7 protein-coding genes are annotated in these 13,488 nt (G+C 63.5%); all 7 read left to right on the plus strand.

Translation table 11 applies throughout. The features are described from left to right. Positions 1-23: 23 nt before the first annotated feature. The 7 genes from C7A17_RS25040 to C7A17_RS25070 all read left to right on the plus strand — a co-directional run bounded on the left by C7A17_RS25040 (position 24) and on the right by C7A17_RS25070 (position 13,488). Positions 24-638 (plus strand): TetR/AcrR family transcriptional regulator, encoded by a 615-nt coding sequence (locus tag C7A17_RS25040; RefSeq protein WP_106741895.1) that lies wholly within the window; start codon positions 24-26, stop codon positions 636-638. A gap of 79 nt (positions 639-717) precedes the next feature. Continuing rightward, on the plus strand, positions 718-1,806 hold the full coding sequence (locus tag C7A17_RS25045) for a VOC family protein (RefSeq protein WP_106741898.1): 1,089 nt from the start codon (positions 718-720) through the stop codon (positions 1,804-1,806). A 157-nt stretch (positions 1,807-1,963) separates the two neighbouring features. Further along, positions 1,964-2,920 carry a fumarylacetoacetate hydrolase family protein gene (locus C7A17_RS25050; protein ID WP_106743171.1) on the plus strand — a complete coding sequence of 319 codons (957 nt, stop codon included), beginning with the start codon at positions 1,964-1,966 and terminating at the stop codon, positions 2,918-2,920. Beyond that, positions 2,920-4,821, plus strand: a complete 1,902-nt coding sequence (locus tag C7A17_RS25055) for an acyl-CoA synthetase (protein WP_106741900.1) — start codon at positions 2,920-2,922, stop codon at positions 4,819-4,821. Before C7A17_RS25050 ends, C7A17_RS25055 begins: the two co-directional genes overlap by 1 nt. A gap of 137 nt (positions 4,822-4,958) precedes the next feature. Continuing rightward, positions 4,959-6,821, plus strand: coding sequence for a DUF1302 domain-containing protein (locus C7A17_RS25060; RefSeq protein ID WP_106741903.1), 1,863 nt, complete (start codon positions 4,959-4,961; stop codon positions 6,819-6,821). A gap of 13 nt (positions 6,822-6,834) precedes the next feature. Then, a complete protein-coding gene (locus C7A17_RS25065; RefSeq protein ID WP_106741906.1) occupies positions 6,835-8,190 on the plus strand; it encodes a DUF1329 domain-containing protein in 1,356 nt (451 codons plus the stop codon). Between the two features lie 411 nt (positions 8,191-8,601). Continuing rightward, entirely contained in the window at positions 8,602-13,488 is a 4,887-nt protein-coding gene (locus C7A17_RS25070) for an MBG domain-containing protein (RefSeq protein WP_158704706.1), read from the plus strand.

The following is a 13,488-nucleotide window of genomic DNA, read 5'->3' on the forward strand; positions in this document are numbered from 1 at the left end:
CAGATTCGACTGTGGAGAGCCCCATGGAAGCCCTGAACCCCGTGCAACGCCGCATTCACCAGGCCGCACTGCGCCTGTTCGCCGAGAAAGGCGTCAGCCAGGTCAACATCAGCGACCTCGCCCAAGAGGCTGGCGTAGCCCGTGGCACCATCTACAACAACGTCGACAGCATCGAGCAGTTGTTCCAGCAGGTAGCCAGCCAGCTGAGCAAGGAGATGCACCAGCGGGTCAGCCGCAGCTTCGCCGGGGTCGAGGATCCCGCCCAGCGCCTGGCCAACGGCATTCGTTTCTTCGTCCGGCGCACTCATGAAGAGCCGCAGTGGGGCATCTTTCTCAGCCGCTTCGCCATGAGCGACGCGTCGCTGCGCGAGATGTTCTACAGCCAGGCCACCCTCGACCTGATGAACGGCCTGCAGGCCGGTCGCTACCAGTTCCGCCACGAGCAGATGGTCAGCGTCATCTCGCTGATCTCGGGTTCCACCCTGGCGGCCATGTTCCTGGTGCTTGAAGGGCTGAAGACCTGGCGCGAAGCCGGCAGCGACATCGCCGAGATGATCCTGCGCGCACTCGGGCTGCCCGACCAGGAAGCGCGCAGTCTGGCGACGACTGATCTGCCGCCGCTGCACACCCTGGACTGATTCGTCACCCCCAACAACGATCCTGCCGAACAGGGTCGCAGGCCTCTCTTTGCCTGCGAAAACCCCGGAGAGCGCGACAATGACGCAACGCCCCACTCCTCTGCTCGCCACTGCCCAACCGAGACGGCATGCCAAGCCCACGGTCAAGGCCCAGGCTTTGGCCCACCTGATTTTCGAACGCCCGGATCTTGATGAAGCCGAACGTTTCCTGGTGGATTTCGGCCTCCAGGTCGCCCACCGTGAAGCGGACTGCCTGTACCTGCGCGGCACCGGCAGCGCCCCCTACTGCTACCGTGTTCAGCGCGCGGACAAAGCACGCTTCGTCGGTTTCGGCCTGACCCTGGCCAGCCGTGCCGATCTGCAACGCCTGGCAGCCCTGCCCGGCGCCTCGTCCATCGCAACGCTGCAGACGCCTGGGGGTGGCGAGTGCGTGCGACTGACCGATCCCTCCGGTTTCCTGGTCGAGGCAATCCATGGCCAACAGGCTGTAGCCGCCCTGCCTCACCGCGCGCCGCTGCCGATGAATCTGGTCGACGAGTTGCCCAGGATCAACGCCACCCAACGTCCGCCAGTAGCGCCCCCCGAAATCATCCGCCTCGGCCATGTCGTCATGGAGGTCGCCGACTACCAGGCGACGTGCGCCTGGTACACCGACCACTTCGGCTTCATTCCCAGCGACGTGCAGGTGCTGCCCGACGGCTCGCCCGCGGTGGCGTTCATGCGCCTGGATCTGGGCGACACCCCGGCCGACCACCATACCCTCGCCATCGCCCAGGGCTTCATGGCGACCTACAGCCACAGCGCCTACGAAGTGGTCGATGCCGATGCCGTCGGCATGGGCCAGCGCGTTCTGCGGCAGAACGGCTGGCGACATGCCTGGGGCATCGGCCGGCACATCCTCGGCAGCCAGATCTTCGACTACTGGCAAGACCCCTGGGGCGACAAGCATGAGCACTACTGCGACGGCGACCTGTTCACTGCGGATCAGCCCACCGGCATCCATGCGGTCAGCCCGGAGGCCATGTCGCAGTGGGGGCAGCGCATGCCCAAGAGCTTCACCAAGCCCCGGCTCACCCTGGGCAACCTGCGCGCCCTGCTGCGCAACCTGCGCCATAGCCCGGATCTGACCCTGCGCAAGCTGATCGTGCTGGCGCGGATGTTCGGCTAGCGCCCGCGCCATGTCTGCCTGCAAGCGCCGCACGCTGCTCAAGGCCAGCCTTGCCCTGGCCGGTGGCGCCTTGTTGCCGTGCGCCGCGACCGCCTGGGAAGAACAACAACAATCCACTGCCTCCGTGCAACTAACCGCGTCACCGGGAGTCACCACCATGCCTGTTCATGTAGTCCATTTCGAGCACCAGAACCAAGCCCAGTGGGGGGTGATACGCCAGGGACGGATATCACGGATTCCCGGAACCTACGCCAGCACGGGCGACCTGATCAGCAATACCCATATCGACCAGTTGGCCGAGTTGCAGGGCGATGAACTGGCACTCGACGAAGTGCGCCTGCTCTCGCCCATCACCCGTGATCAACAGTTCGTCTGCCAGGGCGCCAACTACCGCCAGCACATGATCGAGTCGGGTATGGATCCCGACGTGAAGAACTTCAACATGATCTTCACCAAGGCCACCAGCTGCATCGTTGCGGCGGACAGCGAGCTGATCAAACCCCGCGAAGTGCGCTTCCTCGACTACGAGATCGAGCTGGGCCTGGTGCTCAAGCGCGAGATCAGCGGCCAGCAGCGCGTGACCGATGCCAACCTGCATGAGTTCGTCGCCGGCGTGGTGATCGTCAACGACTATTCGGCGCGCGACATCCAGATCCCGCAGATGCAGTTCTACAAGGGCAAGAGCTATCGCACCTTCGGCCCGGTCGGCCCCTTCCTCTGCCTGCTCGGCGCCGAGGATATGCACTACCTGAAGAAACTGCAGTTACGCCTGACCGTGAACGGCCAGGTGCGTCAGCAGGACAGCACGGCCAACCTGGTCTACGGCCCGGCGGAAACCCTAACAGAGCTGTCCGGCGTGCAGGACTTCGTCGCCGGCGACCTGATCGCCACGGGCACGCCGGCCGGTTGTGCCCTGAGCATTCCATCACCCATGAAACAGCGCATCGGCGCCCTGTTGCCGGAGGCCGTGAAATGGAAAGCCTTCCTCAAGGCCCAGGAGGGACGTAGCGCCTATTACCTGAAGAAAGGCGATGTCGTCGAAGCCCGTATCAGCAGCGCCGACGGCCTGATCGACCTGGGCGTACAGCGTAACGTCGTGGTGGAGCAAGCCTGATGGCCGTCCGTTCCTACTTCGATATCCGCACTCTGGAACAGACGCCGCTGAGTGAGCGCAAACTCGCCGCCAATACCTATGCGGCACTGCAGCGTTGCGCGATAGACAACGCCACGGCCCCCGCCTTGAGCTTCATGCTCGACGCCAGGCACTTCCAGCGCACCCATGACTGGAACTACGCCGAGCTGTTCGCCGATATCACCCGCGCCGCCAATGCCTTCCATGCCCTGGGTATCGGTCCTGGTGACGTGGTCGCTTTCCTGCTGCCCAACCTGCCGGAAACCCACTTCACCATTTGGGGAGGTGAAGCGGCCGGCATCGTCATGGCCATCAACCCCTTGCTCGAAGCACCACAGATCGCCGAACTGCTGCGGGCCGCCAAGGCCAAGCTGGTGGTAACCCTGGCGCCCACGCCCGGTAGCGATTTGTGGCCGAAGCTGGCCAGCCAGCTCACCGAGCTGCCCAGCGTGCGCGACATCGTCTGGGTGAGCATGCGCCCCTACGTCAGCACACTGCCGGGACTCGCGCTGGGCTGGATGGCGCTGCGCGAAAAAGCCCGCCAGCGCGGCCTGCGCATCCATGACCTGCGCAACCTGATGCGCCAGCAACCGGGTGATCACCTGAAGAGCAGGCGGCAGATTCGCCCAGAAGATCCTTCGTCCTACTTCTGCACCGGCGGCACCACCGGCCTGCCGAAAATCGCCGTGCGCACGCACCGTTCGGAGGTGTTCAACGCCTGGGCCATGGCTGCCAACATGCAGCCACGCCAGGCCAGCCAGGTGATCTTCTGCGGCCTGCCGCTGTTTCACGTCAACGGTCAACTGGTCACCGGTCTGATGCCCTGGATGCATGGCGACAAGGTGGTCATCGGTACGCCGCAGGGTTATCGCGGGGCCGGTGTGGTCGCCAACTTCTGGGCCATGGTCGAGCATTTCCGCATCAATTTCTTCTCGGGCGTGCCGACGGTCTACTCGTCGCTGCTGCAGCAGCCGACCGAGGGTTTCGACATCAGCAGCCTGCAATATGCCTTGTGTGGTGCCGCGCCCATGCCGGTCGAGCTGTTCCGCGAGTTCGAGCAGCGCGTGGGCGTGCGCATCCTGGAGGGCTACGGCCTGACCGAGGGCGCCTGCGTCTCGTCCGTCAATCCACCAGACGGCGAGCGCAAGATAGGTTCCATCGGCCTACGCCTGGCCTACCAGGACATGCGTGCGGTGATTCTCGACGATAACGGCAGCTACCTGCGTGACGCGGCCCCCGATGAAGTCGGCGTGATCGCCATCCAAGGCCCCAACGTCTTCGCCGGCTACCTCGAGGCCCAGCACAACAAGGGTGTATGGCTCGACATCAACGGCCAGCGCTGGCTCAACACGGGCGATCTCGGACGCCAGGACGTGCACGGCTATTTCTGGCTCACCGGACGCAAGAAGGAGCTGATCATCCGCGGTGGACACAACATCGATCCGAAACAGATCGAGGAAGCCCTGCAGGCCCACCCGGCGGTGGCCCTGGTCGCGGCAGTCGGCTGTCCCGACGCGCATGCGGGCGAAGTGCCGGTGGCCTATGTCCAGCTCACGTCCGGGCAGAAGGCCGAGCGCGGCGAACTGATGGACTTCGCCTCCCGCCATATCAGCGAACGCGCCGCCATACCCAAGCGCATCGAGATCCTCGAAGCCCTTCCGGTCACTCCGGTCGGCAAGATCTTCAAGCCAGCCCTGCAGCAGCGCGAGATCGCACGCGTGGTGCAAGAGGAAGCCGCCGAGCTGGGCCTGAAGGATCTCAGCGTCGACGTCGTGCAGGACGCTCGGCGCGGCCTGGTGGCACAGGTCGCCGCCGGTCGATGCCAGAAAGCGCTGGCTCAGGCACTTGGCCGGTACAGCTTCCCTATCGACTGGGTGAGTTGAGCCCAAGCGCTCGCCCCCACCTCCACGCAACCCCATCACTGGCCGGCGCTCCGGGAGCCGGCCACGTGCTCGCTCATCTCCGGAAAACCCCACGACGCGTAACAGACCAACCCACAAAAACAAGAGGTAGTCACGCAATGAACCCCATCCACCCCACATGGCGGCGAACCCGCCTTGCCGTCGCCGTCGGATTCACCACTCTCGCCGCCCTTCCGGCCTCGGCAGTGACGTTCAATATCGGTGAGCTCGAAGGCCAGTTCGACTCGACCCTTTCGGTCGGCGCGAGCTGGGCCCTGCGCAACCCCAAGCAGGAACTGCTCGGCAGCCGCAGCGCCGACGATGGCCGCCGCAACTTCGAGCAAGGCGAAACCTTCTCGAAGATCTTCAAGGGTATTCACGACCTGGAGCTCAAGTACGGTGACAGCGGCGTGTTCGTACGCGGCAAGTACTGGTACGACTTCGAACTCAAGGACGAGAGCCGCCCATTCAAGGACATCGACGATAACGGGCGCAACGAAGGCGCCAAGTCCTCGGGAGCCGAGCTGCTCGACGCCTTCCTCTACCACAGCTACATGATCGGCGACCTGCCCGGCACCGTGCGCCTCGGCAAGCAGGTGGTGAGCTGGGGGGAAAGCACCTTCATCCAGGGCGGTATCAACTCCATCAACCCCGTGGATGTCGCCGCCTTCCGCCGCCCTGGCGCGGAAATCAAGGAGGGCCTGATCCCGGTGAACATGTTCTTCGTCTCGCAGAACCTCACCGAGAACCTCTCCGCGGAAGGCTTCTATCAACTGGACTGGGAGCAGACCGTACTCGACAACTGCGGCACCTTCTTCTCCCAGACCGATGTCATGGCCGACGGCTGCAACAGCCTGACAGCTGGCCCGGTGATCAACCAGAACGCCTCTGCCGTCGCCGCGCTATCACCTTTCGGCGTCCAGCTTTCCGACGAAGGTATCGTGATCCCCCGCAGCGCCGATCACAACGCACGCGACAGCGGTCAATGGGGCATGGCGTTGCGCTGGTTCGCTCCCGAGCTGAACAGCGAGTTCGCCGGCTACTTCATCAACTATCACAGCCGCCAGCCCTACTTCAGCGTGACCAGCGGCCCCAACGCCACCGATACCACGTTCGCCTCGCAACTGTGCGCCAACCTCTCCATTCCGGCACTCGGCTGCTCCAGCTTCCTCGGCAGCGAGGCCGGGCAAAGCCTTGCCCAGGCCTACCGGCTGGGTACCTCGCGTTATTTCGCCGCCTATCCGGAGGATATCCGCCTCTATGGCCTGAGCTTCAGTACCAGCCTCGACAGCGGCACCACCCTGGCCGGCGAAATCAGCTACCGCCCGAACATGCCTGTGCAGATCAACCCGGTGGACTTGACCAGCGCCGTGATCGGCGTGTCAGCGATCACTCCGGTGCTCTCCTCGGGTGACGTCACGCTAACCAACGACCAGGACATCTATGGCTACCGACGCAAGGAAGTCACCCAGGCGCAGGTCACCGCCACGCATTTCTTCGACCAGGTGATGGGCGCCGACCGCGTCACGCTGATCGGCGAGGCCGGCATGACCTGGGTCGGAGGCCTGGAGGGCAAGGGCGGCACGCGCTATGGCCGCAGCACCATCTACGGCCAAGGCCAGCTCTACCCAAGCAATGCCACTTGCACCAGCCTGACCAACGCAGCCGCACCCGAGAACTGCACCGACGACGGCTACGTCACCCGCACCTCCTGGGGCTATCGCCTGCGTGCCATCTGGGAATACAGCAACCTGATCCCGGGCGTGCAGCTCAATCCCAGCCTGGCCTGGTCGCATGACGTCAAGGGCTACGGCCCCGAGCCCGGCTTCAACGAGGGCTCCAAGGCCGTCAGCGTCGGCCTCGATGCCACCTACCTGAGCACCTACACCGCCAGCCTGTCCTACACCGACTACTTCGGCGGTGATTACAACGTGAACGCAGACCGCGACTTCGTCGCGCTGAGTTTCGGCGTGTCCTTCTAAGCGGAGAAAAACAATGAAAATATCGCCTTTGATTCTTGCCTTGCTGATCACGCTGAGCGGCAGTGCCCATGCTGCCGTCACTGCCGAGCAGGCTGCGGCGCTGGACAGCGACCTGACGCCCACCGGAGCCGAGCGTGCCGGCAATGCCGATGGTTCCATCCCGGCCTGGACGGGTGGTTTGCCGAAAAACGCGGGGGCGGTGGACGCCGCAGGCTTTCTCAGCGACCCATTCGCCGCCGAACAACCACTCTTCGTCATTACCGCCCAGAACGCCGAGCAATACCGTGAGCAACTGAGCCAGGGGCAACTGGCGATGTTCAAGCGTTATCCGGGCAGTTATCGCCTGCGCGTGTTTCCCACCCATCGCAGCGCGGCGCTGCCGGAGGAGGCCTACCAGGCCATCGCCCGCAACGCCCGCACCACTACCCTGGTCAGCGGTGGCAACGGCCTGCAGAACTTCGATGTCGCTATCCCCTTCCCGATCCCGCAGAACGGCATGGAGGTGCTGTGGAACCACATCACCCGCTACCGCGGTGGCAGCGTCAAACGCACCCATGTGCAGGCCACGCCACTGGCCAATGGCACCTTCACGCCGGTCTATTTCAAGCAGCAGTTCAGCTACCGCGACAAGATCAAGGGCTTCGATCCGCAGAACCCCGGCAACGTGCTGTTCTACTACAAGCAACTGGTGACCGCGCCAGCGCGCCTGGCCGGTGACGTGGTGCTGGTTCACGAGACGCTCGACCAGGTCAAGGAGCCGCGCATGTCATGGATCTACAACGCCGGCCAGCGTCGCGTGCGCCGTGCCCCGCAGATCGCCTACGACGGCCCTTACCCGGCCTCCGAAGGTCAGCGCGTGGCGGACAACCTAGACATGTTCAACGGCGCGCCGGATCGCTACGAATGGAAGCTGCTCGGCAAGAAGGAGCTGTACATCCCCTACAACAATTACCTGCTCGACTCGCCACAGGCCAAGTACGCCGACCTGGTCAAGGCGGGGCACATCAACCCTGACCTGACCCGCTACGAGAAACATCGAGTGTGGGTGGTCGAGGCCACCCTCAAGCCGGGTGAACGTCATATCTATGCCAAGCGTACGCTGTACTTCGATGAAGACACCTGGCAGATCGCGCTGGCCGACCACTACGACGCACGCGGCATGCTGTGGCGAGTCGCCGAAGGCTTCCAGACCTATCGCTACGACCTGCAGGTTCCCTGGCTGGGTGTAGAGGCGCTGTACGACCTCATCAACGGTCGCTACATCGTCTCCGGAATGCGCAACGAAGAGCGCGACCCCATGGAGTTCGGTCAAGAGTCGCTGGCGGCCGAATACACGCCAACGGCTCTGCGCAATGCAGGTGTGCGCTAGCTGCCACGCCCTCCTCCTCGATGAAACGGCCGCACTCTCCAGAGCGGTCGTTTTACTGCGTCATTGATGAGGTCGCCCATTGACCAGCCTGAGGCAAGGAACCGATGCACGAGCAGGCGCGGCCTGGGCAGATGTGCAATTCCAGACAAGGGAGCCTGCCTGATGAAGCTCACGTGTGGCTCCCCAGGAAATGAAACGACCGTTTCAAATCGGCGTTTTCTTTGATTCAGATCAAGAAAACAGGCCAATTTCACGAAATAGAATCACGCCCGAACCAATTCCCGTGAGCGACTCACAGTGCCAGGTGATCACCGCTAACAACCACTAACCCAGCAATCCACCAGTCCCGCACTGGTGTGGCACATGGAATACGAGCACCCCGGGTTTTCTTCACTTCTGTCGAGGGAAACCATGATGAAACACAACCATCTTGCTTTTCTTCTGGCCAGCCCTCTGGCCATCGCCATAGCCTCCGCGGCCAACGGCGCCCATGAAATCGAGCAAATCGCCAACCACAGCGGCAGCCTTCCCGAGGGCGGCCAGGTGATCGGCGGCCAGGCCACCATCACTCAGCATGGCAACCAAATGGACGTGAACACGTCCACGCACCGCACGACCATCAATTGGCAACGCTTCAACGTCGGCCCTGACAACAGGATCACGTTCACCCAGCCTGACGGAAAATCCATCACGCTCAACCGAGTTCTCGGCGGCGACCCGTCGAAGATCTACGGGGCCATCACATCCAACGGCCAACTGATCCTGGTCAACCCCAACGGCATCATGTTCGGGCCCAACTCCCACGTTTCCTCCAGCGCACTGGTGGCAAGTGCCGGCTTCCTCACCGAAGAACAAGCCAGGCAATTCGCCGAGACTGGCAAGCTGGACATTCACCTCACCGGCTCCGTCGACCACCAGGGCTCCATCACCGTGCACGACAACGGCATGGTCGCCCTGCTCGGCGCCCAGGTGAACAACGCCGGCGTGATCGAAGCCCATAAGGGTACGGTTCAACTTGCCACCGGGCCAAAAGCCGCTCTGGACTTCTACGGCGACGGCCTGCTGAACATCGCCATCGACGGCGAGCCCGGGGCAAGTGACAGTGTCAACGCAGACGTGAGCGGCGGCGTGCGCAACACTGGCGAGATCGACGTCGGCAACGGCACCGTCGCCATGAGTGCGGGTCGGGCAGCCAAGCACCTCGACTCGGTGATTCACATCGGCGGCGCTGTCATTGCCGACTCCGTGAGCGAAGACGGCGGTACCATCGTTCTGGCCAATGCAGCGAAAACCGATGTCACCGGCCACCTCAGCGCCAAGGGCGTTAACGGCGGTGAAATCCGGGTTCTCGGTGACGAAGTGAATGTCGCTGGCAGCGCACAGATCGACGCCAGTGGCACGCAGGCTGCAGGTGGCAAGGTGCTGGTGGGCGGCAGCTACCAGGGCAAAGGCAGCGAGCCGGCAGCCAGCCGCACCACGGTGGCCGAAGGCGCCCAGCTCAAGGCGGACGGCAAGACCGATGGCGGCCAGGTGGTGGTCTGGAGTGACGGCAAAACCCACTTTGCTGGCAGCGCCAGCGCCCAGGGCGAACGCAAGGGTGGCGTGGTCGAGACCTCCGGCAAGCAGCTGACCATCGCCCCGCAGGCCCAGGTCAATGCCAGCGGTGGTCAGGCTTCAGGCAAATGGCTGCTCGATCCGCAAACCGTGAACATCGAGGCAGAAGGCGGCGCTCCCGGCAGCGGTACGGTGGCCGCTAGCGCAATTGCCTCGGCCCTGAAGAACAACGACGTGGAAATCAACGCCGAGAAGCGTATCAACGTCAACGCAGCGATCATCGCTCAGGACGCCGGTTATCACACGCTGCGCCTGCTGGCCGACGGCACGGTCGCCCCGGTGAGCGTCTACAACGACAGCAGCGATCCTTTCGCCGATGCCAAGCGCAACGACAGCGGCTCCGTCTACATCAATGCGCCGATCCTGCTCAAGGATGGGCACCTGTATATTGCCGCCAGCGGCGACGTACTGCTCAACAACACCACCGGCACGCAGTCCGGCGATGCCGGCTACCTGGGCCGGGCGATCATCGATGTCGGCAACGGCACCATCTGGATCAAGACCTCCAATAGCGCCTCGGTCATCCAGCAGCAGGGCACCGCGCTGATCGGCAAGAACGTGGCCGTGGAAGGTGCCAGCGTGCTGCTCGACAGCTCGCTCAACCATGCTGGCACGCTGGCTGGCAAGGCCAGCAATGGCAAGTTCATCTACAACCAGACCTCCAGCGATGGCGTGCACACCGGCAAGGTGCAGGTCACCCACGATGGCGTCACTGAAACCCAGGACGGCGTCAGCTCTTCGGCCATCGCCAAGCTGGGCGAGCACTGGATGTGGGAACGCACCGGCGAAGAGCCGCACCACCTCACCATCGACGAAAGCACGCCGTTCCAGTACCTGGTCTTCGAGGCGCTGGAATACGTCGATCACAAGAACCATAAGCCGATCGCCGGCGACCGAACCGACTCGGACTACTGGGTGTCGTCGCTGACCTTCAAGAACGCCGCCACAGGCGACGTGTGGGTTGTGTCCTCGAACCCGGCCGTGGCCAGCGGCATGTCCGTCACTCGCAATGGCGAAGCCACCAGCGAGCTGCCACCGGGCTTTGCTCTGGGCACCCCGCAAGGCACCGTGACGGCTTCCACTCAGGGCTGGGGTGTCACTGACGGTAAAGGCGACGAGGGCAACAAAGCGGCTTCCAACGCGATCAACCGCAATGGTGCCAAGAACGCATCGGATCAGTTGGTCGTGGATCTGGGCACCAGCACCTCCAGCGTAGTCGCCGAGGCCAATGACCTGTGGCACTCGGGCAACAAGTACGAGAGCGGCGTCGTCAGCTTCCTGGGCGAGAAGGACACCAGCCAGGACGGTGGCGTGACGCTCAAATCCCAGACCGCACAACTGGAAGGTAAGATCGCCGATGCTCAGCGCGAGTACGGTGATGCCAACCCCGACTTCACCGCCAGCGTCGGACTGCCGGAAAATGCCTCCGACAACAGCAAGGCGGTCAAGGGCGTGGACGACTTCGTCGACCGCCAACTGCAGCAGGATCGCTTCGACGTCAAGGTCACCCCGAGCACCGACGCCACCGCCAGCTCCGCTGTCGGCGACTACAAGGTCGGCGGCAACATCGATGCCAGCGGCTATGCCGGCCAGCGCTACCAGGCCTCGGTCAAGGAAGGGACGCTGCATGTCACCCCAGCCGAGCTCACCGTCTCCGCCAATGACAAACAGAAGGTTTATGGCGACGCCGACCCGGCCCTCGACTACAGCGTGTCCGGCGCCAAGCTCGGCCAGACCGGCGAGCAACTGCTCAATGGTGGCGCGCTGGTGCGTCAACCTGGCGAGAACGTCGGGAAATATGGCCTCGAACAGGGCGAACTCGCGCTGAACAATGGCCTGGGCGGCAACTACACCCTGACATTCGTCGATGGCCAATTGCAGATCACTCAGGCCACGCTGGACGTCACAGCGCAGGACAAGATCAAGGTCTACGGCGAGGTCGACCCGGCCCTGACCTACGTCATCTCCGGACTGAAGAACGGCGATACCCGCGAGCAGGTGCTGAGCGATGGCACGGTCAAGCGTGAAGCCGGCGAGAACGTCGGCACCTATGGCATCACCAACGACAGCCTGGCCCTGCTGAGCAACAACTACGTCCTGCAATTCCATGATGGGGTGTTCAGCATCACTCCGGCTGAGCTGACCGTCACTGCCAAAGACAACAGCAAGGTCTACGGCGACGCCGATCCCAAGCTCACCTTCGAGGTCAGCGGTCTCAAACGTGGCGACACGGCTGACTCGGTGCTCAACGCCGGCGTACTGGAGCGCGACGCCGGTGAGAACGTTGGCCAGTACGGCATTCACCAGGGCACCCTGAATCTGAACGGCCAGGCTGGTCAGAACTACGTTCTGCACTACGTGGGCGGTGACTTCTACATTACCCACGCGACCCTGACCGTCGATGCCGATGGCAAGACCAAGGTCTATGGCGACTTTGACCCGGCGCTCACCTACAGCGTCAGTGGCCTGAAGAACGGTGACACCCAGGCCGATGTCCTGACCGGCGCGCTGAGCCGTGCCGAAGGCGAGAACGTCGGCAAATATGCCATCGGCCAAGGCAGCCTCGACCTCTCCTCGGGCAAGGGCCAGAACTACGTGCTGAGCTTTACCGGCGATGACTTCACCATCACCCCGGCAAGCCTGACCGTTACTGCCGACAGCAAGACCAAGGTGTATGGCAACCTCGATCCCAAGCTCACCTACACCGTGGCCGGGCTGAAGAATGGCGACAGCCAGGCCGACGTGCTCAACGGCGGCGCGCTGAGCCGTGCACCTGGCGAAAACGTCGGCGACTACGCCATCGGCCAGGGCGATCTCGGGCTCAGTGAAGGCAAGGGTGGCAACTACATGTTGTCCTTCGTCGACGGCAACCTGGCCATCACCCCGGCAACCCTCACTGTCGAGGCACAGGACAAAGGCAAGGTCTACGGCGACGCCGACCCGACCCTGACCTACGTCGTCTCCGGGCTGAAAAACGGTGATACCGCTGCCTCGGTAATCGGCGGCGAGTTGACCCGCGAGGCTGGCGAGAACGTCAGACCCGAAGGCTACGCCATCACCCAGGGCACGGTGGAGCTGAGCAGCGGCAACTACCGCATGGTGTTCAAGGACGGCAAGCTGCAGGTCTCCCCGGCGCCGCTGACGGTAGTGGCCGACAACAAGACCAAGGTGCAAGGCGAGCAGGATCCTGCGCTCACCTACAGCGTTTCCGGCCTGAAACGCGATGACTCCGCCAGCGTGGTGCAGGGCCAACTGAAGCGCGACCCCGGCGAGGCGCCCGGCCAGTATGCCATCGGCCAGGACGGCAGCCTGAGCGCCGGCAGCAACTACACCGTGACCTTCGAGGGCGGCACCCTGACCATCACCGGCCCGCTGGCACCTGCCCCGCTACCGCCGCTGCCGGTCACGGCGCAATCGCCCGGAAACACCCGCTGCACCGCCGTCGAATCACCTTCGGCAGTATCGGCCAACTATTCGATCTCGCCGGCCGTGATCCGCACCTATGCCGTGCAGCTGGTCTGCAAACCCCGGTCTTATGGCGACACTACCGACACCGTGCCGACCCTGCTGGACGTACTGAGCTACGCCAACAGCCGCTTCGAGGACGGCAAGTTCATCGTCCCGGACTGGAATCGTTCTCTGATCCCACACGAGCTCACCGCTCCGACCCAGGGAGGTAAATAG

This window comes from Pseudomonas mendocina (genome assembly GCF_003008615.1).
In the GTDB taxonomy this organism is placed as follows: Bacteria; Pseudomonadota; Gammaproteobacteria; order Pseudomonadales; family Pseudomonadaceae; genus Aquipseudomonas; species Aquipseudomonas mendocina_C.

Excerpts from the sequence above, each read along its gene's own strand:
- C7A17_RS25040 (WP_106741895.1), top strand. The coding sequence starts at position 24 with ATGGAAGCCCTGAACCCCGTGCAACGCCGCATTCACCAGGCCGCACTG.
- C7A17_RS25045 (WP_106741898.1), top strand. The coding sequence starts at position 718 with ATGACGCAACGCCCCACTCCTCTGCTCGCCACTGCCCAACCGAGACGG.
- C7A17_RS25050 (WP_106743171.1), top strand. The coding sequence starts at position 1,964 with ATGCCTGTTCATGTAGTCCATTTCGAGCACCAGAACCAAGCCCAGTGG.
- C7A17_RS25055 (WP_106741900.1), top strand. The coding sequence starts at position 2,920 with ATGGCCGTCCGTTCCTACTTCGATATCCGCACTCTGGAACAGACGCCG.
- C7A17_RS25060 (WP_106741903.1), top strand. The coding sequence starts at position 4,959 with ATGAACCCCATCCACCCCACATGGCGGCGAACCCGCCTTGCCGTCGCC.
- C7A17_RS25065 (WP_106741906.1), top strand. The coding sequence starts at position 6,835 with ATGAAAATATCGCCTTTGATTCTTGCCTTGCTGATCACGCTGAGCGGC.
- C7A17_RS25070 (WP_158704706.1), top strand. The coding sequence starts at position 8,602 with ATGATGAAACACAACCATCTTGCTTTTCTTCTGGCCAGCCCTCTGGCC.